The 23,357-nt window shown below is 67.5% G+C and carries 22 protein-coding genes; 1 reads left to right on the top strand and 21 read right to left on the bottom strand.

The annotated features are described in order from the left end of the window. Positions 1 to 18 precede the first annotated feature (18 nt). The 19 genes from cheZ to BLP95_RS03935 all read right to left on the bottom strand — a co-directional run bounded on the left by cheZ (position 19) and on the right by BLP95_RS03935 (position 20,631). Positions 19 to 705: a protein phosphatase CheZ gene (cheZ, locus tag BLP95_RS04025; protein ID WP_089677137.1), complete on the bottom strand. Its 687-nt coding sequence runs from the start codon at positions 703 to 705 to the stop codon at positions 19 to 21. Between the two features lie 40 nt (positions 706 to 745). Then, positions 746 to 1,135: a chemotaxis response regulator CheY gene (cheY, locus tag BLP95_RS04020; protein ID WP_089677136.1), complete on the bottom strand. Its 390-nt coding sequence runs from the start codon at positions 1,133 to 1,135 to the stop codon at positions 746 to 748. Between the two features lie 54 nt (positions 1,136 to 1,189). Next, the gene (locus BLP95_RS04015; RefSeq protein ID WP_089677135.1) at positions 1,190 to 2,902 is read right to left on the bottom strand and encodes a methyl-accepting chemotaxis protein; all 1,713 of its coding nucleotides are present in this window, start codon (positions 2,900 to 2,902) and stop codon (positions 1,190 to 1,192) included. A 57-nt stretch (positions 2,903 to 2,959) separates the two neighbouring features. Beyond that, on the bottom strand, positions 2,960 to 4,021 hold the full coding sequence (locus BLP95_RS04010) for a protein-glutamate methylesterase/protein-glutamine glutaminase (protein WP_089677134.1): 1,062 nt from the start codon (positions 4,019 to 4,021) through the stop codon (positions 2,960 to 2,962). 95 nt (positions 4,022 to 4,116) lie between these two features. Continuing rightward, a complete protein-coding gene (locus tag BLP95_RS04005) occupies positions 4,117 to 4,968 on the bottom strand; it encodes a CheR family methyltransferase (RefSeq protein WP_089677133.1) in 852 nt (283 codons plus the stop codon). A 23-nt stretch (positions 4,969 to 4,991) separates the two neighbouring features. Beyond that, positions 4,992 to 7,163, bottom strand: coding sequence for a methyl-accepting chemotaxis protein (locus BLP95_RS04000; RefSeq protein ID WP_089677132.1), 2,172 nt, complete (start codon positions 7,161 to 7,163; stop codon positions 4,992 to 4,994). Positions 7,164 to 7,226: 63 nt separating this feature from the next. Beyond that, entirely contained in the window at positions 7,227 to 8,948 is a 1,722-nt protein-coding gene (locus BLP95_RS03995) for a methyl-accepting chemotaxis protein (protein ID WP_245678677.1), read from the bottom strand. 17 nt (positions 8,949 to 8,965) lie between these two features. Further along, complete coding sequence (locus tag BLP95_RS03990) at positions 8,966 to 10,618, bottom strand: methyl-accepting chemotaxis protein (protein ID WP_089677130.1); 1,653 nt, start codon at positions 10,616 to 10,618, stop codon at positions 8,966 to 8,968. A 16-nt stretch (positions 10,619 to 10,634) separates the two neighbouring features. Then, complete coding sequence (locus BLP95_RS03985; RefSeq protein WP_089677129.1) at positions 10,635 to 11,135, bottom strand: chemotaxis protein CheW; 501 nt, start codon at positions 11,133 to 11,135, stop codon at positions 10,635 to 10,637. Beyond that, on the bottom strand, positions 11,132 to 13,288 hold the full coding sequence (gene cheA / locus BLP95_RS03980; RefSeq protein WP_089677128.1) for a chemotaxis protein CheA: 2,157 nt from the start codon (positions 13,286 to 13,288) through the stop codon (positions 11,132 to 11,134). Before cheA ends, BLP95_RS03985 begins: the two co-directional genes overlap by 4 nt. A gap of 42 nt (positions 13,289 to 13,330) precedes the next feature. Continuing rightward, a complete protein-coding gene (gene motB, locus BLP95_RS03975) occupies positions 13,331 to 14,272 on the bottom strand; it encodes a flagellar motor protein MotB (protein ID WP_089677127.1) in 942 nt (313 codons plus the stop codon). Continuing rightward, positions 14,269 to 15,141, bottom strand: a complete 873-nt coding sequence (gene motA, locus BLP95_RS03970) for a flagellar motor stator protein MotA (RefSeq protein WP_089677126.1) — start codon at positions 15,139 to 15,141, stop codon at positions 14,269 to 14,271. Before motA ends, motB begins: the two co-directional genes overlap by 4 nt. A gap of 116 nt (positions 15,142 to 15,257) precedes the next feature. Further along, on the bottom strand, positions 15,258 to 15,842 hold the full coding sequence (gene flhC / locus BLP95_RS03965; RefSeq protein WP_089677125.1) for a flagellar transcriptional regulator FlhC: 585 nt from the start codon (positions 15,840 to 15,842) through the stop codon (positions 15,258 to 15,260). Continuing rightward, positions 15,835 to 16,167, bottom strand: coding sequence for a flagellar transcriptional regulator FlhD (flhD, locus tag BLP95_RS03960; RefSeq protein ID WP_089677124.1), 333 nt, complete (start codon positions 16,165 to 16,167; stop codon positions 15,835 to 15,837). The genes flhC and flhD overlap by 8 nt, the downstream gene beginning before the upstream one ends. A 248-nt stretch (positions 16,168 to 16,415) precedes the next feature. Next, the gene (locus tag BLP95_RS03955) at positions 16,416 to 16,718 is read right to left on the bottom strand and encodes an EscU/YscU/HrcU family type III secretion system export apparatus switch protein (protein WP_089677123.1); all 303 of its coding nucleotides are present in this window, start codon (positions 16,716 to 16,718) and stop codon (positions 16,416 to 16,418) included. Beyond that, positions 16,705 to 17,934 (bottom strand): flagellar hook-length control protein FliK, encoded by a 1,230-nt coding sequence (gene fliK, locus BLP95_RS03950; RefSeq protein WP_089677122.1) that lies wholly within the window; start codon positions 17,932 to 17,934, stop codon positions 16,705 to 16,707. Before fliK ends, BLP95_RS03955 begins: the two co-directional genes overlap by 14 nt. Next, on the bottom strand, positions 17,931 to 18,326 hold the full coding sequence (locus BLP95_RS03945) for a flagellar protein FliT (protein WP_089677121.1): 396 nt from the start codon (positions 18,324 to 18,326) through the stop codon (positions 17,931 to 17,933). The genes fliK and BLP95_RS03945 overlap by 4 nt, the downstream gene beginning before the upstream one ends. Positions 18,327 to 18,331: 5 nt before the next feature. Next, entirely contained in the window at positions 18,332 to 18,754 is a 423-nt protein-coding gene (gene fliS / locus BLP95_RS03940) for a flagellar export chaperone FliS (protein WP_089677120.1), read from the bottom strand. Between the two features lie 194 nt (positions 18,755 to 18,948). Further along, on the bottom strand, positions 18,949 to 20,631 hold the full coding sequence (locus BLP95_RS03935; protein ID WP_089677119.1) for an HD domain-containing phosphohydrolase: 1,683 nt from the start codon (positions 20,629 to 20,631) through the stop codon (positions 18,949 to 18,951). Positions 20,632 to 20,843: 212 nt separating this feature from the next. Here BLP95_RS03935 and BLP95_RS03930 point away from each other — a divergent pair, with 212 nt between their 5' ends. Continuing rightward, positions 20,844 to 22,550 (top strand): bifunctional diguanylate cyclase/phosphodiesterase, encoded by a 1,707-nt coding sequence (locus BLP95_RS03930; protein WP_143004398.1) that lies wholly within the window; start codon positions 20,844 to 20,846, stop codon positions 22,548 to 22,550. On the opposite strand, the gene BLP95_RS03925 is transcribed toward BLP95_RS03930, so the two are convergent. Further along, positions 22,542 to 22,991, bottom strand: a complete 450-nt coding sequence (locus BLP95_RS03925) for a flagella synthesis protein FlgN (RefSeq protein ID WP_089677117.1) — start codon at positions 22,989 to 22,991, stop codon at positions 22,542 to 22,544. The two genes, BLP95_RS03930 and BLP95_RS03925, sit on opposite strands and share 9 nt — an antisense overlap. Before the next feature lies 1 nt (position 22,992). Then, the gene (flgM, locus tag BLP95_RS03920) at positions 22,993 to 23,286 is read right to left on the bottom strand and encodes a flagellar biosynthesis anti-sigma factor FlgM (RefSeq protein WP_089677116.1); all 294 of its coding nucleotides are present in this window, start codon (positions 23,284 to 23,286) and stop codon (positions 22,993 to 22,995) included. Positions 23,287 to 23,357 lie beyond the last annotated feature (71 nt).

Here is a 23,357-nt window from a genome sequence, read left to right as displayed (position 1 = left end):
TCGGGGTGCGGTGGGGGCTCAGAACCCCAGCTGGTCGAGCAGGTCGTCGACCTGGTCCTGACCAGTGACGATGTCCTCGCCGTCCGGCTTCACCTGGGGACCGTTGAGCAGCCCCTCCTCGCGGCGGCGGTCATCGGACTCCCACTGGCCGCTGGCCTTCTTCTGGAGGTCGTCGCGCGCCTGACCCTCTGGGACGGTATCGATCAGCACCTGCACCAGCTGATGCTCGATCTCGCGGATCACGTCCATCATCTTCTTGATCACCTGGCCGGTCAGGTCCTGGAAGTCCTGGGCCATCATGATCTCGAGGAGCTCCTGGTGGGTCGCCTGGGTCTTCTCGGGTACCGCCGCCAGGTATTGACGGGTCTCGGTGACCAGTTCGCGCGCCTCGTCGAGTTCCTTGGGCTCGGCGAACCACTCCGCCCAGCGCCGGTCCAGCGCTTCGGCCTGTTCGCTCAGGCTGTCCTGCAGCGGCTGCGCGCGGTCGATGGCGTTGAGGGCGCGCTCCGCCGCCTGCTCGGTCATGGTGGCGACGTAGCTCAGGCGATCACGGGCGTCGGGGATGGCCTCCGCCGCACGCTCGATCTCCTTGTCGAGACCCAGCTCGCGCATGCTCTCGCGCAGCATCCGGGTCAGCTGGCCGATCCGCTGTACCAGGTCGTCGCTGCTGCCTGGCTGGCTGCCCCGGGTGATGTCGTTGCTCATGGTGTCATCTCCTGGCCGAGGGGCCTTGAGCCCCTCGGTCTTACATGCCCAGTTTCTCGAAGATCTTGTTGAGCTTCTCTTCCAGGGTGGCCGAGGTGAACGGTTTGACCACATAGCCGTTGGCGCCCGCCTGGGCGGCGGCGATGATGTTCTCCTTCTTGGCCTCGGCGGTGACCATCAGCACCGGCAGGTCCTTGAGGGCATCGTCGGCGCGGATCTGCTTGAGCATCTCCAGGCCGTCCAGGTTGGGCATGTTCCAGTCCGAGACCACGAACTCGAAGCCACCGGCCTTCAGCTTGTTGAGGGCGTCCTGGCCGTCCTCGGCCTCCTCGACGTTGGTGAAGCCCAGCTCCTTGAGCAGGCTGCGGACGATCCGGCGCATGGTCGGGAAGTCATCCACCACCAGGATGCTCATGTTCTTGTCTGCCATCGGATTTCCTCGTGTCGTGCTGGCAAGTTGGGCCGGCGCGTACGCCGGCGTGAGTCAGAATTCTTCCCACTCGGCCTCGGCGGGGGTCTCCTTGCGAGCCGCCGTCTGGCGGCTGGGGCGTGACGGGGCAGGGGGCGCGTCACGGGGCTCGCTGCTGGCTTCTCCCGGCTTGGTCCGGGGCGTAGCGTTGGCCGTCTCCGGGGCGGCATGGCCGGCGAGCCGGAATACCGCCACCGCGGCCTCCAGGCGGCTGGCCTGCTCCTCCAGCGAGGCGGCGGCGGCCGAGGCCTCCTGGACCAGGGAGGCGTTCTGCTGGGTCACCTGATCCATCTGGCCGACGGCGGTGCTGACCTGCTCGATGCCGTCGCTCTGCTCCTGGGAGGCAGCGGAGATCTCATCCATGATGTCGGTGACGCGGCGCACGGCGGCGACCACCTCCTGCATGGTGTCGCCGGCCTGCTCCACCAGGGTGGAGCCCTCGGCGACCTGGCTGACGGAGCTCTCGATCAGGCCCTTGATCTCCTTGGCGGCGTCGGCGCTGCGGCTCGCCAGCTGGCGCACCTCGCCGGCCACCACGGCGAAGCCGCGGCCCTGCTCGCCGGCGCGGGCCGCCTCCACGGAGGCGTTGAGGGCCAGGATATTGGTCTGGAAGGCGATGGAGTCGATCACGCCGGTGATGTCGGCGATCTTCTGGGAGCTGCCGGAGATGCCGTGCATGGTGCTGACCACCCGCTGGACCACCTCGCCGCCGCGCTCCGCGGTGTTTGACGCATCCAGGGCCAGACCGCTGGCCTGCCGGGCGTTGTCGGCATTCTGCTTCACCGTCGCGGTAATCTGCTCCATGCTCGAGGCGGTCTCTTCCAGCGAGGCGGCCTGCTGCTCGGTGCGCGAGGAGAGGTCGGCGTTGCCACTGGCGATCTCGCGGGTACCCAGATGGATCGAGGCGCTGCTGTCGCGCACGTCGCCGACGATACGCGTCAGGCTCTGCTGCATGTCGCGCATGGCGGAGAACAGCTTGCCGATCTCATTGCGGCTGAGCACCTTGATCTCCCGGGAGAGATCGGCCTGGGCGATGGTTTCCAGCGTCTCCACCGCATGATTGAGTGGCTGGATCACCACGCGGCGCAGGCCGAGATAGATCAGCACGATCAGCACGGCGATGGCGACCAGAATGCCGACTTCCAGCTGCTTGTAGAACTGCGTCACGCTGTCGTAGTCGGCCTGTAGCTCGTTGCCACGCTCGTCGGCGTAACGCACAAATTCGGTCAGAGTATCTTCTTGAACCTGGGCCGGGCCGGCCATCTCCTCACGCAGCACGTTGAAGCCGGTGGAGTTCATCTGGTCCAGTGCCTGATGCTGCTGGCGAGCCAGGTCGAGTACCGCCACGAAGCTCGACTCCACCCGGGCACCCAGTTCCTCGCCGGCCTCGGTACGGGGTACCGCGGCGAAGGCCTCGTAGCGGTCCTCGGCGCGCTCGATCTGGTCCATGGCCGAGGCCAGGCGGGCATCCGCCTCGCCACGTCGACCCATCATGAAGTGATTGGAGGCGGTCTCGAGATCGACCAGGGCGCCGCTGAGCAGGGCGTCGGCGCGGTTGATCTCGTTGAGCTGGCTGATGTTGATCTGCTCCAGGGTGCCCATGGTCTCGTTGGCCTGCTTGGAGGCCAGGAAGCTCATGCCGGCGACGGCCGAGATGGCGATGGCGAAGCAGGCCAGCACCGTGATCATCGCGGCGTGGATGCTGATGTTACGGAGTAATCGTGTCATGCCGGGCTTCCTTCGTTGGCGTTGTGATCTCGCGATGCGGGTAGCGCGTGGGTGGCCTCAGACCCGCTGGGCGCGTCCCGAGGCGGTGACCAGGGAGAGAAGCCGCGGGGCGATTTCCTCCAGCGGCAACACCTCGGCGGCGCCGCCCAGGGCGATGGCCTCCCGCGGCATGCCGAACACCACGCAGCTTGCCTCGTCCTGGGCGATGGTGGGGGCGCCGGCCTGGCGCATCTCCACCAGGCCCGCCGCACCGTCCTTGCCCATCCCGGTCAGCAGTACGCCGATGGCATTACGGCCGGCCTGGGTGGCCGCGGAGTGGAAGAGGACATCCACCGAGGGGCGATGGCGGTTGACCGGCGGTCCCTCGTCCAGCCGCGCCACGTAGTTGGCGCCGCTGCGGGCCAGCTTGAGGTGGGCGTCTCCCGGGGCGATGTAGGCGTGGCCGGGCAGGATGCGCTCGCCGTCGCTCGCCTCCTTGACCCGGATCTGGCACAGGCGGTCCAGGCGTTCGGCGAAGGAGCGAGTGAAGCCACCCGGCATGTGCTGGGTGACAAGAATGGCGGGGCTGTTGGCCGGCAGCGGTTCGAGTACCCGGCGAATCGCCTCGGTGCCGCCGGTGGAGGCGCCGATGATGATCAGCTTCTCGCTGGAGATCAGCGGCGCCTTGAGCCGCTCGGGCGGCGGCTCGTTGCGGCGCCGCGCGCGATGCGGGCGCGAGCGTGCGGCGGCACGCAGCTTCTCGGCGATCTCGTTGGCGTACTCCAGCATCCCGCTGCGGATGCCCAGGGAGGGCTTGGCGACGAAATCCAGGGCGCCGAGCTCCAGGGCGCGCAGGGTCACCTCCGAGCCCGCCTGGGTCAGCGAGGAGACCATCAGCACCGGCATGGGGCGCAGGCGCATCAGCCGTTCCAGGAAGTCCAGCCCGTCCATGCGCGGCATCTCGACGTCGAGTGTCAGCACGTCGGGATTATGGCGCTTGATCAGGTCGCGGGCGGCGATGGGGTCGGGGGCTACGGCCACCACTTCCATGTCCGGCTGGCTGTTGATGATCTCGGTAAGCAGGTCGCGTATCAGCGCCGAATCATCGACACACAGCACCTTGATTCTGCTGGTGCTCAAGAGGCGTCTCCCGTGGTTCTGACAGCGATCGCTGTCCGGTCAGGTCGTGCCTCTGTTATCGGCGCCGATGGCGAGAACTTTAGCCGCGGTCGAGGTCATGGCTTGCGCACGTAGACGGTCTGTCCACGCAGGCGGAAGCGGTCGGTGATGTAGGAGAAGTTCTCGGAGTGACCGGCGAACAGCAGCCCGTCCGGCTTGAGCAGGGGGGCGAAGCGCTCGAGGATACGCGTCTGGGTCGCCTTGTCGAAGTAGATCATGATATTGCGACAGAAGATGGCATCGAAGGGCCCCTGCACCGCCCAGCTGGGCGCCAGCAGGTTGAGCGCGTCGAACTCCACCATGGCGGCCACCTCCGGGCGCACCCGGGCCAGGCCCTGGTGGGTGCCACGGCCGCGCTGGAAGAAGCGCTTGACCCGCGCTTCCTCCAGCTTGCTGACCTGTTCAAGCGGATAGACGCCGGCACGCGCCTTGCCGAGGGCATCGGTATCGATGTCGGTGGCGATGACCTCGGCGCGCTGGGCGGCCTGCTGACCCAGTGTCTCCATCAGCGTCATGGCGATGGAGTAGGGCTCCTCGCCGCTGGAGGCCGCCGCGCTCCACACCCGGATGCGGCCGGCGCGGCCGCGGACATGGTCGGCCAGCAGCGGGAAGTGGTGGGCCTCGCGGAAGAAGGCGGTGAGGTTGGTGGTCAGGGCGTTGGTGAAGGCCTCCCACTCCCGGGCCTCGGGCTGGCGCTCGAGGCGGGCGAGGTAGTCGGAGAAGCGCGTCAGGCCGTGGTGGCGCAGGCGCTTGGCAAGACGACTATAGACCATCTCGCGCTTGTGCTCGGCGAGCACGATGCCGGCGCGCTGATAGATCAGCTGGCGGATGCGGGCGAAGTCCGCATCCGTCAGCTCCAGGTCGCGCTCCAGCCGCCCGGTCGACCATCCCGACCCGGCAGCCGTCATCTCTTCACCTTCCCTGGGGGCGTTCAAAACTCTTCCCACTCCTCGACGCTTTCGGTCGCCTTATGTCTGCGGGTGTCATCACGGCGTGCGGCCGGCGCCTCGGCATCACGCGGCGGCTGCTTCTCCACCTCGGCGGGGCGACGCTGACGACTGGGCGCCTGTTCCATGCCGCTGCCGCGCAGGCGGAAGGCCGAGACGGCGTGGTTGAGCATCATGGCCTGGTGCTCCAGCTCGCCGGCGGCGCGCGCGGAGCTCTGTACCCGCGTGGCATTCTGCTGGGTCACCTGGTCCATCTCGGCCACCGCCGAGTTGATCTGGGCGATGCCGTTGCTCTGTTCCTCGGAGGCCGCGGTGATCTCGCCGAGGATGTCGTTGACCCGGGTGGAGGCCTCCATGACCCTGGCGATGGCGCCCTCGGCCTGGTGGATCAGCTCGGCACCGCTGCCGATCTGGCGGGCGGAGCCGTCGATCAGCTCACGGATCTCGCTGGCGGCATCCGCGGAGCGGCTGGCCAGGTTGCGCACCTCCTGGGCCACCACGGCGAAGCCGCGCCCCTGCTCGCCGGCACGCGCGGCCTCTACCGAGGCGTTGAGCGCCAGGATGTTGGTCTGGAAGGCGATGGAGTCGATGACGTCGATGATCTCGGTCATCTTGCGCGAACCGGCGGTGATCTCGTCCATGGTGGAGACGGCACGCTGCATCAGCTCACCGGAGGCGCGCGACTCGGTGGCGTTCTCCTCGGCCAGGCCGCTGGCCTGACGGGCGTTGTCCGAGTTGTGCTGTACCGTGGTGGTCATCTCCTCCATGCTGGAGGCGGTCTGCTGCAGGGACGCGGCCTGCTGCTCGGTACGCGCCGACAGGTCCTCGTTGCCACGGGCGATGTCGCGGGCCGCGGGGGTAACGATGCCGATGCCGCCGTTGACGTCGTTGACGATGCTGCCAAGGCTCTTGCGCATGATGTCCAGGGCGTCCACCAGCTGACCCAGCTCGTCGCGCCGGCGAGCCGGGGCGTCCGCCGCCAGGTTGCCCGAGGCGATCTGCAGGGTGAAGGCGCGGGATTCGCGCACCGGGCGGATCACACCACGCAGGGTCATGGCACCGATGATGACCAGCAGCAACAGGCCGGCTCCCAGCAGGGCGGCCAGCGCGATCAGCATCTGGCGCTGTCCCTGGCGGGCCTGCTGGGCAAGCAGGCCGGCGGCTTCCTGCTTGCTGGCAATCATCGCGTTGACGCTCTCCGCCAGCGCCTCACCCTCGCCCTGCATCGTCCCGATGTGTTCCGGCATGTTGGTGAAGATGTCGAAGTTCTCTTCGCTCTGCAGCAGGCTGATCGCATGGCCGATGCCCTCCTGGCGGTAGGCGCTGAGCTCGGCATCGAAGCTGTCGGCGATGCCGCCCTGGTTGGTCTCCCGCGCGCGGAAGGCCGACCACAGGCGGTCGAGTTCACTCTCGATCTCGGCCAGCTGCTCGGTATAGGCCACCTTCTGGTCGACCAGCTCGAAGCGATCGCTGCGCGATAGCAACTGGTGCGCCTGGGTGGTCAGCTGGTCGATCTGTTGCAGACGCGCCACGTCCTGGAGGCCATCGCGGTCGAGGGTGCGCAGACGCTCCCCGGCGCTCTGCAGGCCGAACAGCCCCAGGGCACCGCTGGCGAGCAGCAGCACACCGGCCACCAGTACCATGGAGACGATGCGCGCGCGCAGGCTGGAGAGGCTGGCGCGGGCCAGCCAGCCGGCGACGCCCCGGCGCTTGAGCTCGCCCTTGTCCAGGGTCAGGCCACGGCCCTTGCCCTCTCGGATACGGGCGTAGGCGGCCTCGGCGCGCTCGACCTCCTCGCGCGAGGGCTTGACCCGAACCGAGGCGTAGCCCTTGACCTCACCCTCTTCGATGATCGGCGAGACGTTGGCCTCTACCCAGTAGTGGTCGCCGTTCTTGCGCCGGTTCTTGACCAGCCCCTTCCAGCTCTCTCCGGCCTTCAGGGTGTCCCACAGGTTCTGGTAGGCCGCCTCAGGCATGTCGGGATGGCGCACGATGTTGTGGGCCGACCCCAGCAGCTCCTCGTGACTGAACCCGCTGACCTCCACGAAGGCCGGGTTGGCGTAGGTGATCCTGCCCTTCAGGTCGGTGCGGGAGATAAGGAAGTGGTCATCGTGGAGCAGGTATTCCTGCTGAGTCACTGGCTGGTTGTTGCGCATGGCGATCCCCTGCTGAGGAAAAGTCGATTTCGTTGTTGTGTCCTGGACGATGCGTAGTGGCGGCTAGAACGCCTCCCAGTCATCGTCGCTCCGGGTGGTCCGCGCCTGGGTAGCGGCGGGCGCCGCCTCCTGGGTGCGGCGTGTCATCAAGGAGGGCATCCAGCGCGACAGGTCGTCATTGCTGTCGTCCCGCTGGCCCTTCGTCGCCGACCCTGAGGTTTCCAGCTGGAAACGATTGACCGCCGCCTTGAGGCGGCTGGCCTCGGCCTCCAGCTGATTGGCGGCGCTGGCCGCATGCTGCACCAGGTCGGCGTTCTGCTGGGTGACCTGGTCCATCTGGGTGATGGCGTCGTTGACCTGGCCGATGCCGCTGCTCTGCTCGTGCGAGGCGGAGGCGATCTCGTCCATGATGTCGCTGACGCGCTGCACGGAGGCGACGATCTCACCCATGGTCTTGCCAGCCTGATCGGCCCTCGCGGTACCACGATCCACCTGGTTGACCGATGCCTCGATCAGCCCGCGAATCTCGCTGGCGGCATCGCCGGAGCGGCTCGCGAGGTTGCGTACCTCCTGGGCCACCACAGCGAAGCCCTTGCCGTGCTCGCCGGCGCGTGCCGCCTCCACCGAGGCGTTGAGCGCCAGGATATTGGTCTGGAAGGCGATGCTGTCGATGGTGCCGATGATTTCCGCGACCCGGTGAGAGCCCTGGCTGATCTCGTGCATGGTGCTGACCACGTCGTTGACCACCTCGCCGCCTTCCTGGGCGGTTCGTGAGGCGTCGGCGGCCAGCTGGCTGGCCTGGCCGGCGTTGTCGGCGTTCTGGGTGACGGTGGAAGAGAGCTCCTCCATGCTCGAGGCGGTCTCCTGCAGAGAGGAGGCCTGCTGCTCGGTGCGCGAGGAGAGGTCGTTATTGCCGTGGGCGATGCTCTGGGTGCCCTGGTAGATGGCCTCACTGCTGTCGCGCACGGTCATCACCGTCTCGGCCAGGCCGCGCTGCATCGCCGCCAGGGCGGCGTAGAGGCGTCCGATCTCGTTATCGCCACGCTCCGGGATGCGCTGGGCCAGGTTACCCTGCTGCATCGCCTCGAAGTAGCCGACCAGCTGGCCCAGTGGGCGGATGACGTTTACCGTCACCCCCCACAGCACCACCACCACGGTGCCGGCGGCGATCACCAGGCCGGCGATTATCAGCCACTCTAGTCCCTTCACCAGCTCGAGGAAGCTGGCGTAGAGGCTGGCGCCGCTCTGCTCGGCATCCACGAAGAAGGTCACCGCATCGTCGTAGAAGGTCGTGGTGAGCGCCTCCACTCTCGGTGCCAGGGTCAGGAAGCGCTCCGCATCCCCGGCCGCCAAAGCCTGCTGCTGGGGCCACAGGCCCTCGGCCATCAGTCGCTCGAAGCTCGCCGCCAGGGTGTCGATCATCGCCGCCCTGGCCTCGCCACCGGGCAGCGCCAGGAACTCCTGGAAGGTCGACTCCACCTCGAAGAAGGTCTCGGCGAGCGCCTCCGCCTCGGCCTGTACCGCCTGACGGACCTGGGGTGTCTCGTCGGCGAGCAGGCGCGTCTGCAGATCGCGCAGCTCGAGCTGGGCGAAGAGCATCTGGGTGTTGGTGCGGTTGAGCGCGGACTGCTGATCGACGTTGACCCGGTTGAGGGTCTGGAGCGCCGACTCGCTGTGGCGTGCGGCGTACAGGCCCAGGCCGCCAAGTGCCAGGATCAGGGCGGAGAACACCGCCAGCACCATGCTCCAGCTCAGGCGTACGGTCATGTTGTCGAGTAATTTCACGTTCTCGTCCCTGGGCGTCAGTCGATGGTGGCGGGTTCGCGTGATGTCACGCCGCGATCCCGATCGGCCGTGTCGTGGGCGTTCGGCCGCGCCGGGGCATCATCGTGGTTGGCTTCCCCCTGGCGGGCGCTCAGATGAAAGTGCGCCACTTGGTCGCGTAGACGCTGGGTCTGAAGCGTCAGGCGCTGGGAGGCCTGGGTATGCTCCTCGACCAGGCTCGAGTTCTGCTGGGTCATCTGGTCCATCTGGGTGACCGCCAGGTTGACCTGCTCGATGCCGTGGGTCTGCTCCTCCGAGGCGGCGGAGATCTCGCCGATCAGCGTGGTGAGCTGCTGGATATCGCGCACCATGCCGGTGATGATCTCGCCGGTCTCCTCCACCAGGCGGGTGCCTTCGGTGACCTTGGCATCCGAGCCATCGATCAGCGCCTTGATCTCACCGGCGGCCTCGGAGCTGCGGCTGGCCAGCTTGCGCACTTCCTCGGCGACCACGGCGAAGCCACGGCCGTGCTCACCGGCACGGGCGGCCTCTACCGAGGCGTTGAGCGCCAGGATGTTGGTCTGGAAGGCGATGGCATCGATGGTGTCGACGATGGTCGACATCTGCGTCGCGCTGTCGTTGATGTCGTTCATCGAGGCGGCGACGCGGTCCATGGCGTCGTGACCCTGCTCGGCGTTGTCGGCGGTCTCCCGCGCCAGGCTGCTGGCCTTGCCGGCATGGTCGGCGTTCTGGCGTACGGTGGCGGTCAACTGCTCCATGCTCGAAGCAGTCTCGGCCAGGGAGGCGGCCTGTTGCTCGGTGCGGGTGGCCAGCTCGTCGTTGCCGGCGCCGATCTCCTCGACCACGCCGTTGACCTCATCGCTGCTGCGGTGGATATGGCCGATGGTCGCTTCCAGGTTGCGGCGCATGCGTTCGATATCGGCGAGCAGGCTGGCCTGGTCGCCCTTGCGCAGGCTCACCGGTCGGTCGAGGCTGCCCTCGGCGATCCGACGGACCACCTGGGCGGCATAGGCGGGGTCACCGCCCAGGCGCCGGGTGACGTTGCGAATCACCAGCCCCATCAGCAGGGTCAGCGGGATGCCGACGCCAAGCAGCGCCAGCAGGCTGCGGGTCAGGCCGGCGACGAAGGCGGCGTCGATATCATCGATATAGACCCCGGTACCGATGTACCAGCCCCAGGGCTCGAACAGGGCGTTAAGTGAGGACTTCTCGGCAAGCTCGTCCTCCTCGGAGGCGTGGGCCCAGAGGTAGTCGACCACGCCGTCGTCGCGCTGCACGTCCGCCACGAACTCGCGGAACAGGTAGCGCCCCTCGTCGTTCTGGAAGTCGCGCACCGAGGTGCCGACAGGCAGGCGAGGGTGGGCGAGCAGTTCGTAGTCGCCGTTGAAGATGTAGACGTAGCCGCGCCCCTCGTCGTAGGTCATCTCGCGCACGGCGTCGGCGGCACGGGTCTGGGCCTCCTCCAGAGTCAGCTCGCCCGCCTCGGCCCGCTCGGCGTGGTCATTGACCACGTTCATGGCCATGTCGACGTAGTCGCCGAGTGCCGTGCGGCGCTCCTCGAGCATCGTCTGGCGGTTCTCCCAGGCTCCCCAGGCCATCAGGCAGATCATGCCGATCCAGATGATCCCCAGCGAACCCCACAGTTTCTTTGTCGTTGTCAGTTGTTTCATGGATGTCGTCCCCGGCTTACTCGCTGGCCTGTTCCACCAGGGCCATCTCGTCGCTGGTCAGCAGCTTGTCGATGTCCACCAGAACCAGCATGCGGTCTTCCAGGCTGCCCAGCCCGCTCAGGAAGTCCGAGGAGAGGGTGACGCCGAACTCCGGCGCCGGCTTGATCTGCTCGGGCGTCAGGGTCATGACGTCGGAGACGCCATCCACCACGATTCCCACCACGCGGTCGGCGACATTGACCACGATCACCACGGTCTGACCACCGTACTCGACCTTGTCGAGATGGAACTTGATGCGCAGGTCGACGATGGGCACGATCACGCCGCGCAGGTTGGTCACCCCCTTGATGAAATCCGGGGCGTTGGCGATGCGGGTGACGTTCTCGTAGCCGCGAATCTCCTGCACCTTGAGGATATCGATGGCGTACTCCTCCTCGCCGAGCGAGAAGACCAGGAACTCACGGCTCTGCGCCTCCAGGGCGGCGGCGTCGAGGCTGGGGTTGGTCAGGTTGGTCATGAGGCTTCTCCTTCGGTGTGGAGACGACGCTCCAGGTCGTGATGAGGACGTTGCTGATGCCGCGCCTCCTTCTTGGCGCGGTTGAGGCGATGCAGGCCGGCGATGTCGAGGATCAGGGCGACGCTGCCGTCACCCAGGATGGTGGCGGCGGAAACGCCCGGCACCTTGCGGTAGTTGGTCTCGAGGTTCTTGACCACCACCTGCTGCTGGCCGATGAGGTCGTCCACCAGCAGGGCGTAGCGGCGTCCTTCGCCCTGCACGATCACCGCGATGGTCTCGTTGAGCTCGGTCTTGGCGCCGGTGACATCCAGCGCCTCGTGAACCGCGACCACCGGCAGGTATTCGTCGCGCACCTTGAGCACTACGTCGTCACCGGCCATGGGGTAGAGGTCATCCCGGGAGGGTTGCAGCGACTCGAGAACGGTGGAGAGCGGCAGGATGAACACCTCCTCGCCCACCTTGATCGACATGCCGTCGAGGATGGCCAGGGTCAGCGGCAGCACGATGCGGATGGTGGTGCCCTTGCCGCGCGCCGACATGATCTGCACCTGGCCCCCCATGCCCTGGATGTTGCGCTTCACCACGTCCATGCCCACGCCGCGCCCGGAGACGTCGGTGACCTCCTTGGCGGTGGAGAAGCCCGGGGCGAAGATTAGCTGCCAGACCTCGTCGTCGCTCATGGTGTCGGTGACCGACAGACCACTCTCCTGGGCCTTGGCCAGCAGCTTGTCGCGATCCAGGCCGGCGCCGTCGTCGCTCACCTCGATGATGATGTTACCGCCCTGGTGGCGGGCGGAGAGGGTGAGCTTGCCGGTGCGCGGCTTGCCGTTCGCCTCGCGCACCTCCGGCGGCTCGATGCCGTGGTCCAGGCTGTTGCGTACCAGGTGGGTGAGGGGGTCGATGATGCGCTCGGTCAGGCTCTTGTCCAGCTCGGTGGACTCGCCCTCGGTGACCAGCTCGATCTCCTTGCCGAGCTTGCCGGAGGTCTCGCGGACCACCCGGGGGAAGCGGCTGAACACGAAGTCCATGGGGATCATGCGCACCGACATCACCGCTTCCTGCAGGTCCCGCGCGTTGCGCTGCAGCAGGTTCATGCCGTTGAGCAGGTTTCCGTTGTTCACGCCGTCCAGCTCGCTGACGGTCTGGTCGAGCATCGACTGGGTGATGATCAGCTCGCCGACCAGATTGATGATCTGGTCGACCTTCTCCACCGAGACGCGGATCGAGCTGGACTCGCTACCCTTGGCCTTCTTCGGCTTGGCGTCGCTCGCCTTGGTCTTGCTGGCGTCGTTCTTATTGGTGTCGGGCCTGGAGGCGGCGGGAGTCGCCGACGGGGGCGCCGGCTGCGGCGCCTCTGTGTTCTCGCCGGGCAGAGTCGCCTCGGGTGCGGGCTCGGCCGCGGGGGCAGTGATCGCCTCCTCGCTCTCGTCGACGCGGATCTGTACCTGCTCGGGCTCGGTGATGAAGCACATCACCGCCTCGATGTCGTCGCGGCTCACCGCGGTGATCAGGGTAACCTCGTAGCACGCCTGGTTGCCCTGCTGGGCCTGGATCTCGCCCAGCTGCTCGAGCTCCTCGATCAGCAGCGCACGGTCCTTGTCGCCGACATCGATCAGGGCAACCACCAGGCGCTGGTCGCCACCATCGCCGGCCTCCTCTGCGGCTGGCGCCCCCGCCTGAGGCGGCTCGGGCGTCGCGGGTTGCTGCCCAGGTGAGTCCGCGTCACCGGGCGTGGGCACGTCCTCAGCGCCCTCGAGTCCCTGACCGATCTCCTCCAGGGCCAGCTGCTGCAGGGTCTGGCAGATGCGGGCGAAGGCCTCCTGATCGGGTTCCTCGTCGTTGCGATAGGCGTCGAGCTGGTCGTGCAGCATATCCTTGGTTTCCAGGAAGGTGTCGATGATGTCACGGCGCAGCGTCATTTCGCCGCGGCGGGCATGGTCGAGGAGGTTCTCGAAGAGGTGGGTGGTCTTCTGCAGGACATCGAAGCCGAAGGTGCCGGCGCCCCCCTTGATGGAGTGGGCCGCGCGGAAGATGGCGTTGAGCTGCTCGCTGTCCGGCGCGTCGATGTCCAGCTCGAGGAGGTGGCGCTCCATGTCGGCGAGGAGCTCCTCGGCCTCCTCGAAAAACGTGTCATAGAAATCGGTGATATCCATGCGCTAACCCCTGCCCTGATGATGAGATGCCCTGTGTCGGGCCTAGTCCGTGCCGAGGGCGCTCCTCAGGCTCTCGGTGAATTTCTCCACGGGTGCGGTATCCACCTGTGGCGTGCGCCGGCTGAGCGGCGACGGTGCGCCCGCGCCATTGAGAATGCCCGGGCGGCGTATGCGCTCGGCCACCTCGTCGAAGAGCACCAGTAGCTCGATGCGGCGGTTGATCGGGTCGCTGGCCTCGGTGTTCGGCATCGGCACCCGGTCGGCGAAGCCGGAGACCCGTAACAGCTTGCTCGGCTCCAGGCCGCCGGCGACCAGCTCACGACGCGAGGCGTTGGCGCGGTCGCTGGAGAGCTCCCAGTTGCTGTAGCCGCGATAGCCGCTCAGGTAGGCCAGGCTGTCGGTGTGGCCGCTGATGCTGAGGTCGTTGTCGAGCTCGTTGAGCAGCGGCGCCATGGTGCGCAGCAGGTCGCGCATATAGGGCGCCACCTGATCACGACCCAGGTCGAACATCGGGCGCTGATCGGTATCCAGCAGCTGGATGCGCAGTCCTTCGGGTGTCATCTCGAAGCGCATCTGCTGGCGCAGCTGACGCAGATCCGGGTCAGCATTGATGGCGGTCTCGATGCGCTGCTGGAGATCGCGGAAGGCGCGCCGCTGGGTGTCGCTGGGGCGGGTCTGCTGGCGCAGGTCGATGCGTGCCCGCTCGCCCTCGGCATGGGCCGGGTCGGGTCCGCCGCCGGGGATCACGTTGGCGCTCTGGGCCTGGCCGTCGCCACCGGTGATCGCGGTGACCAGCGGGGTACGGAAGTACTCACCCACCGCCTCGCGCTGGGTCGGCGTCGACTGCGAGAGGATCCACATCACCAGAAAGAGCGCCATCAGGGCGGTCATGAAGTCTGCCAGGGCGATCTTCCAGCTGCCGCCGTGGTGCTGATGCACCACCTTCTTGCGGCGGATGATGATGGGGCGACGGTCCTGACTCATGCGCTGCCTTCGCCCGCCTTGGCGTTACGGACGTACTCCTCGAGTTCGGTGAAGCCCGGGCGCTCCTCGCTGTGCAGCGCCTTGCGGCCGAACTCCACCGCCAGCTGCGGCGCGTAGCCATGCAGGCTGGCCATCAGGGTGACGCGCATGCACTGCAGCACCTTCTCGACCTCCTTGACCTGACGCTCCACGCGACTGGCCAGCGGATTGACGAAGCCGTAGCCGGCAAGGATGCCGAGGAAGGTGCCTACCAGGGCGTGGGCGATCATCTGGCCCATCTGGTCGGGGGCCGCATCGGCCGCGCTAAGCGCCTTCACCACACCCATGACCGCGGCGACGATGCCGAAGGCCGGCATGGCGTCGCCTACCTTGGCGATGGCGTCGACAGGAATATGCGCCTCCTGCTCGAACGCCTCGATCTCGTGGAGCATCAGCTCGTCGATCTCCATGGGCTCCATGGTGCCGCTGACCATCAGGCGCAGGTAGTCGGTGAGGAAGGCCATGATGGTGGGGTCGGCAAGTACCCGCGGGTGCTCGTTGAAGAGCGCACTCTCCTGGGGGTTATCGATGTCGCGCTCGATGCCCAGCATGCCGTCGCGGCGGATCTTGGTCAGCAGCTTGTACTGCACCGCCATCAGCTCCATGTAGAGCGCCTTGTCGTAGCGCTTGGAGCGGCGAAGGCGGCCGAAGATGCGGAAGGTAGCCTTGATGGCCTTGCCGTTGTTGGCGGCGATGAAGGCGCCGATGCCGGCGCCCCCGATCATCAGGAACTCCGTGGGCTGGAAGAGGGGGCCGAGATGTCCGCCCGCCAGCACGAAGCCGCCGAAGACGGAAAGCAGGACCACAAGGTAACCGATGGGTATCAGCACTGCCGCTATCCCTTAACCGAGGCGTGGGTGAATCGTCTTTCTCGGTTATCGGCGCGGCGGGGTCAGACTTGAGGGCGTGGGAGGAAAAGTTACGCCCCGCGCGGCGGGGCGTAGGGTCAGGCGCGTCGGCGTGCGGGCGGTGGCGAGGGCTGGCATGCCAGGGCCTCGGTGGTCTCGGCGTCGCGACGGCGACGGGTCTTGCCGGCCCGCGACGGGGGCTGGCAGATGCCGCACACGTAGTCGTGGCTCGGGCTGTGGGCGTGAGCCACAAAGCGCCCGGTGCAGCGCGTGCAGGTGGAGAGCTGCAGCAGGTCGCTCTCGAAGAAGCGGATGAGCGTCCAGGCGCGGGTCAGGCCCAGCACGGCCTCGGCATCGTTGCTTTCGACCTGCTCTACATAGAGGCGGTAGGCCTTGATGAAGGCGCTCATGCGCTCGCAGCCATGATCCTCCCGCAGCCGGGTATAGATGTTGTAGAACAGCGACGAGTGGATATTGGGCATCCAGGTGATGAACCAGTCGGTGGAGAAGGGCAGCATCCCTTTAGGCGGGGACATGCCGCGAATCTCCTTGAACAGCCTCACCAGCCGTGCCCGGCTCAACTCGGTCTCCGTCTCCAGCACCTGCAGCCTGGCGCCGAGCTCGATGAGGTCGATCGCCAGCTGCACCTGCTGCAGCTCCTTGAGAAGGCTCTTTTCAGACATGGCGCTCCCCTAGTGACTCGGCATTGCCTGTGGAGGCCATCAGCAGCGAGGCATGTAGCGAGGCAAGTCCCTGCTCCCGGGGATTGTCGGTGACCTGGCGCAGCTGTTCGGCGCCGGCGTGGCCGAAATGGCAGAGCAGCTGGTTGGTGCGTGACAGCCGCGTGAGTTGGCGGGCGTTGAGGCCTTCGAGCAGGTCGGCGGTGGCGTCATCGATCTTCAGGCGGAACATCGCCTCCTCGCGGTCGGCGCCGATCAGGCGCTGGGCGAGCAGCAGGTAGGCGAGGTTGAGTTCCTGAATCTCTTCGCTGAGTGAGGTGCAGTGCATGGTTCCCTGTCGACGTCTTCTTGTCCGGCCGTCGGTCGGCCGGATGATATTTTGAGTCCGCGGGGCGTGCCGGCGGCCTGTCGTGGGAGCCATTGTCATCGCCAATCATGGCGATGCAATCTTCCTAAAGGGGTAGGGGTATGGCGTGGACGCCACGGATGACGTTTCTCATGCTCAAAAGGTGAGCATAATCAAATAGCTAATATGTTGCCGGGCGAGGCTAAGCAAAATTAGATTTTTACATTTCTTTACATGGCTGGAGTCTCTCCCGGATTCCCTTCCCGTGGAGCGCGCTCGTATACCCAGACCAGCAGCTCGGCGATCACCTGGTAGAGGCGGGGAGGGATCTGTTCGTCGAGGTCGAGTTGCATCAGCAGGCCGACGAGCTCCGGGGCGTCGTGGACGTGGATGCCCTGGCGATGTGCCTCGGCGATGATGCGCTCGGCAAGTTCGCCGTATCCCTGGGCGATGACGCGGGGGGCATCATCGCTGCCCTGGTAGGCCAGGGCGACGGCCTGGCGGCGTTGCTGATGGGAATCATGGGTCGGCATCGTCGCCCTCCGCGGTCAGACGCCCGAGGGTGACGCCTACCTCCTCGAAGCCATGGGCGCCCAGCCGTGATCTGAGGGCATCGAGCCCCTCCTGGAGGCGCGCCAGGGCATCCGGGTCGGCGACCCACATGTCGATCTCGAGCCGGGCGGCCTGCATCCACAGCGAGGCGGTGACCCGGCCGGCGCCCTGGACCTCCAGGTCGATATCGGAGCGCCAGGTGCGCCGGGCATCCTCGCCGGCAGGCTCCTCCTGATCCCCCTCGCGTGGCAGCCGTTCGCCGACGGGGGGCTGGACCAGCAGCGCCATGAAGAGCCCACTCCAGACATCACCCTCCCAGCGCAGGGTCGGGGTGACCAGCATCTCGAGCTGATGGCGCACCACGCCCTGTAGGCTCTCATGCACCGGTTCCTGGAGCGTCAGGGCGGGCGGTCTTAGGGCCATGGCCTCGTTGGCGGTGGCGCGCGCCTGCTGGGGGGTATCCCCCGACGAGAGGGGCGCTGTATTCGGTGCCAGGGGCGTGGTCGATGAGGACAACGGCTGGGGCGTGGCGGATGGGCTCGCGCCGGGCGATGGGGTGGCTGAAGGTGCGGCCTGTGCCTGGCCACTTGCCGCTGGATGGGACCGCATGTCAGTCGGAGCCATCAGCCGCGTATCTTGCTGCGAGAAGGTGGCTGCGGTAGCTGCCTGCGGCGAGAAGCGCAGGGTACGCCACATCTGCGGCTCCCGCTCCAGCTGCTGTCGCGGCAGCTCCCCCTTGTACCAGCGACCCAGGTGAGATTCGTAGAAGAGGCCGCTGTCACGCACGCTACTCTCCAGCCGGGTCGCCACCTGGGCGGGATCGGCCACCTGGCCTGCCGGCACCAGCGGCGTGCGCGTGGTCAGGATCGACGGCGGGGCGGGAAAGCGCATCAGCAGGTCGGCGATGGTGCGCCCGGCGCTGCTCAGGTGGGTCTGGGAGGAGCTCGGGGGTGCCCCCTCCTGGCGTGGCGCCGGTGTCGCGCCCTCGCCGACCTGCGCCGCCGCGCGCCGGGTTCCCTGGGCCTGCGCGGTGCCGGGGCGGGCGTCCAGTCGCGAGTCGCTGTGCAGGGCGCGCGGGGCGTCTGCCGGTGAGGTGGGCTTGACCGGCTGGTTCAGGTCCTGGGGCGGCGGGGTGTCCACCCGTTTGCCCAGGACCTGGTGAAGCAGCGTGTCAAGCAGCGGGGCGATGCCGCTCACGTGTGGCTCGTGTCGTCCGATGTCGGGGTGTGAAGATGGGCGGTGCTCACTGGTTGGACGCCGTAGGCGCGGCTCAGGTTTCGTTGCCGCCGGGTGGTGCCGATCAGCTCGCCGAGCTCGTCCCGGCGCACCACCAGGCGGTCGCGCACGCGCAGGTTGTTCTCCAGGATATGCTCGATCAGCTCAGCCTTGCGTCGCCGATGGGCGTCCGTCAGCGGCACCGTTTCGTCCAGTCGACGAAGCCGTCGAGTCTGCAGCACGTAGTCTGACTCGTAGGAGACCAGGGTCTCCCACTCCTGGCGGTCGGTCGCCTCCAGCATGCGGCGGGTCTGCAGCAGCAGAGCCTCGTAGCCGGCGACCACGTCCTGGGGCGAAGGGGCGTCGGCGGTCATGAGAATCAACCCTGGGCCGCCGTCTGTCCGCCGATCTCTTTCCAGGCGCCGGCGATATCTGCAAGGATCGTCTCGGCCTGGTCGAGGCTCTCGACGTCGTTGCGCAGGTTGGCGGCCAGCAGCAGGCGAACCGTGTAGTCGTACAGCGAGGCCAGGCGCCCGGCGATCTCGCCCCCCTTCTCGGCATCCAGCGCGGCCATCAGCCCGTTGTTGATGATGTCCATGGCCTTGGAGATCGCCTTGCCCTTCTCGGCGGTATTGCCCGCCTCGAGGTGGATGCGAGCGGTGCGGATCGAGGCGATGGCGCCGTCAAACAGCATGACGATCAGCTGGTGGGGGCTGGCGGACATCACGCCGCTTTCGACGCCGACGCGGGCGTAAGCACTGGCGCCGCGTCCGTACGCGGCGGCTCCTCGCATGGCTGACATGGTCTTGTCGCTCCTGTTCGGTCATGGCCCCGGGGCCATGGCGGATAACTCGGGGTGGCCAGTGGGGGCAGTCTGTCAGGTCCTGCCACGGGCGGTGGCTCGAACACGTCCGTCCTGCACCACTATTTTGGTCTATCGGCGCCACGGAGACGGACTTTAGCGTTCTTGCGTCCCGCGTGATCTCGCCGAGGGCCTCAGGTGGAGATGGGGATCTCGCGAGTTATGCTGCCCAGGCGGCGGGTGACGTCCCCCTGGATGACCTCGCCGAGGCGGCGCCCGGGGGGCTCGGCCGCTTCGGTCCGCTGGATACGGTTGGGGCGGCCCTGGGCGTCGAGGCCTTGCACCCAGCCCATGTCGCCGGATGCGAACATCACCAGTGAGCCCACGGGGTAGACTCCGAAGCGCCGGATATAGCGCTTGACCCACTTCTGGTCGAAGCGCTCGGGTTGGGAGAGCAACTGGCGGTAGGCCTCGCCTACCGGGTGGGCCGGGCGGTCAGGGCGATCGCGCCGCATCGCTTCGATCGCATCCACCACGGCGGCGGCGCGGGCCAGCTCGTGCAGCGCCGTGTCCGCGAGGCCGCGCGGGTAGCCGCTGCCGTCGAGGCGCTCGTTGATGTTCTCGACCACCGAGGCGAGCACGCTGCGCGAGAGCCAGTGGCAACGCGTGGTGCGTGCCAGAAGCAGGGGAACATGCTGCTGCAGGCGTGTGTACTGCTCCGCATCCAGCGTCCCGGTCTCGAGCAGCTCGGCGGGCAGCAGTGCCTTGCCGAGGTCGTGAATCATGGCGCAGGCGACCATGGCCTTGCAGAGCTCACGCGGGATCGCGTCGAGGCCGGCGAGGTTCAGGAGCTGGACGGCGACCGCCAGGCAGTGGCGTACCAGGCGGGGTTCGTGGGGCAGGCAGCGGGTGGCGAACAGCAGGGCTTCGCGGTCCTCGTCATGCAGCAGCAGCAGGCGATCGGCGTGGCGGGAAAGCTGCACCGAGTCGACGGCGCCACCCTGCTGCAGCTCCAGCATCTGAGCATCCAGGTAGCCGGCGATGCGGGCCAGCCGCTTGGCCATCGGTGTGGCGTACTCCTGGGTATTGCGCCGGCCGATCCCGGGAGGGGCGCTGGTGGTGGCCTGGAACAGCAGCGAGGGCAGGCGTGAGGCCTCGCTGCCCTCGTCGTAGCGCGCCGCCTCACGTTCGATCTCGCGGACCAGGTGCCAGAGCTGACGCTCCTGGTCGGGGCTGCCTCCCTTGAACTGGAACCCCACCTGGAGGCTCTGGCGTTCGGTGTCGACCTGGCGGTGACGAGGCTCGGCACGGGCCAGGAAGCGCGTACCGTCGGGGAAGCAGAGTTCCACCTCGAGCGGCTGGCCGGCTTCCGCCAGCACTCCGCCCGCGGAGAGCGGCAGCTCGAGCTGGCATCCCTCCAGGGAGAGGTCCCTGAGATCGCCCTGGGCGGAGTGGCCATGATCGTCGCGCAGGATGCCGCCGACCTCCATGCCCAGGCGCAGCCGTGCGCGAAACGAGGTGCGGCGCTGCAGTACCTCCAGGTGGAACGGGTAGTCGCTGATGCACAGCAGGCGGTCGTCATCTTCCTGGCAGGCGCTGGCGGCGAGGGCCGGGGTGCGCACCATCTTGCCGTTGACCTGGCCCAGGATCCGGAAGGGATGCTGCTGGCGCAGGGGGATGGCGAGTTCGCGGATCGCGCTGATGTCCAGCGTCAGGGAGTCGCCGGAAGCCTGCGCCACCAGCAGCACCGGCTCGGGCTTGCCCCCGGCCTCCAGCATCTGCAGCGAGGCGCCACCCGGCTCCATCAGCGCCTCCAGTAGCTCCTCCACCTCGTTGGGGCGTTCGACCCGGGTGTAGCCATCGTCGGTCTGCGACATCCTTGCCTCTTGGTGGTTATCGTCATGATCTCGCTTGTCTATCGGCCATGGCTCAGCATTCTTTAGTCCCTTGTGCGGGAGCGAGCGAAGCGCTCAAGTCCGGGGTATCGCGGTCGATATGGCATTGCAATATGGCGAATATGGCGTTTTCTTCGCCTCCGGCGGCGCCAGGGCGCCTAGACTCAAGTGACAGAGGCAACCCGAGCGGCGACATGGCTGACATACCCAGTGAACCGACGAGCGAGCCCGGGCCTGCGGGCGTCGCCCTGCATCCCGCGGCGATGGCCAGGGCGGTGGGCGAGGCGGAGCCGGTGGCCCATGTGCTGCTGGACGCCGCCAGTCGGATCCTGTGGGCCAACCTGATGTTCGGTCGGCTGCTGGGGCAACAGCCGATGCCTTCCGCCGGTACCCGCCTCGCCGATGTGTTGACCCTGACCAACTGGCTCCACCAGGGGGGCGACCTGGGGCCCGAGGGGCCGTGGCGGCGGGTGTGGCTGAGTGCCTTCGGGCAGGGTAGCCCGCGGCCCTTCCTGATGGCGGAGACCTGTCCCGTCGGTGATGGCCTGCCGGGCGCGCGGATGCTCTCCTTCATCGGCCTGCAGGCGGAAGGTGAGGCGCGGGTGCCGCCCTTCGCCGATCCGGTCACCGGGTTGCCCAGCACCTGGATCTTCGAGGACCGCCTTCAGCACGCCATGGATCGTGCCGATCGACTCGAGCAGGGCCTGGCGGTGATGCTGATCCGCCTCGACCGCGCCGGGCAGGTGTTGCGAGAGCATGGCGAGGCGCTGGTGCAGCGGCTGCTGCATCAGGTCAGTCGCCGCCTGGCGGGGACGCTGCGGGTGGAGGACAGCATTACCTACCTGGGCCGCTATCGCTGGGGGGTGCTGGTCGAGCATCCGGTGGCGCCCGAGAGCCTGCAGGCGGCGGCGCTGCGCTGCCTGGAGGCGATGGAGGCGCCCTTCGCCCTGGATGCTGCCCCGCTATTGATGACGCTCTCCATCGGCATCGTCTTCTATCCCGAGGACGGCGAGTCGCCTGCCATGCTGTTGACCGCGGCCGAGCAGGCGCTGCGTCACGCTGGGCCGGACAGCTACGCCTTCGTGGATCGCGCCCTCAAGCGTCAGCTCGCCGAGCGGGCGGCCTTCCGTGAGGCGCTGCAGGAGGCCCTGATGGCGCCGGCTCGCCATTTCGGTCTGGTCTACCAGCCCCAGTGGAGCCTGGCGGAGGCTCGCTGCACCGGAGTCGAGTGCCTGGTGCGCTGGCGCCATCCGCGCCGCGGCTGGTTGCTGCCCGGCGACTTCCTGCCTGAGGTGCGCGAGATGGGGCAGATGGTACGCCTCAATCGCTGGGTGCTCGAGCAGGTGATTGCCCAGCGCCAACGCTGTGCGGCACGGGCGTGTCCACTGGCGAGGCTGGAACTCTCCGTCAATGTCGACGCCTCGCTGCTCTCTCAGGAGGCATTCGACGGCCGCACTCTGGATCGATTCCTGCGCGAGATGAACGAGGACCTCGTGGGTATCGTGCTGGAGATCGATGGCCAGGTGCTCGCCGGACTGGACGACTCCCATGCCCTGATGCTGCGTCGGCTGGTGAGGGCTGGCGTGAGGCTGGTGGCCGACAATCTGGATGGCGATGTGCTGGCGTTGCCTTATCTGTCACGCCTGCCCATCTCGGGCGGCAAGGTGGACAGGGGGCTGGTGGCTACCCTCGGCACACCGCAGGCCGATGCCGTGTTGGCGGCGCTGGCAGCGGCGCTGGAGGCGCTGGGCATCGAGACCACGGCGGTGGGGGTCGAGGGGGCGACGCAGCAGGCGGTAGTGGAGCGCTATGGCGTGCCCCGGATCCAGGGGCACCGCATCGCCGAGCCGATGACCGCCAAGGCGCTGGGTGGCTGGCTGGCGACGACGGTATCAGGCTGAGGCGTTGAGCTGGCCGCTGGCGCCGCGTGGACGGCCTTTGGCGGTGTAGGGGCGGGCTTCGACGATGCTCTGCAGGTAGTCGAGCATCTGCCGGTTGTGCTGGCTGCGCACGCTGATCAGCCGGCCGTTGCGCTGGTTCTGTTGTGCGGTTTGCTGCGCCAGCTCCAGCAACTTCTGCCATGCCTCGAGGCAGCCCGCATCCACGGCGGCCTGGCGCGAGCCCTCGGCATCTGCGGCATAGCCCAGCCGGCGCTGCACGGAAAGGCGGCTCTTCTCGGTGGCCTCCAGCGACTCCAGCAGGGCCTGCTTGTCACCGGCCACCTGCTCAAGAACCCGACCCTCCACCTGACCGGCGAGCAGCAGCTCCTGCTCTTGGGACAGCAGTCGCGAGAGAGCTTCCAGTCGCGAGGTTTGGGTCTCAAGAAGGCGAGTGAGGCTCATGTCAGCGGCCACCTTCCTGGTCGAGCAGGTCCTGGACGCTGGCGATCAGGCCGTCGGCGATGCGCTCGGCGCGGATATCCAGCTTGCCCTCGCGGATCGCCTCGCGGACTTCCTCGACGCGAGCACTGTCGATGTCCTGGCTGGTGTCGGCGGCCGCCTGGCTTAGGTGCGTCATGCTGGCGGGGCCGGCGTCCTGCTGCTTGCCTCCCTGAGGGCCCTTTACCTTCTGGGCCTCCTGGCGCGACTCGACCTGCGCCTGGCGGGTCAGGTTGGGGTGCTGGTTGTCAATTTTCACGGTGGTTAGCCTCGTGAGCAATGCGTTACACAGGCTATCGGCCGACCTGGCGAGAACTTTAGCCAGTCGGC

It is taken from the genome of Halomonas shengliensis, assembly GCF_900104135.1.
Lineage (GTDB): Bacteria > Pseudomonadota > Gammaproteobacteria > Pseudomonadales > Halomonadaceae > Halomonas > Halomonas shengliensis.
This window is presented reverse-complemented; position numbering and strand designations above follow the sequence as displayed.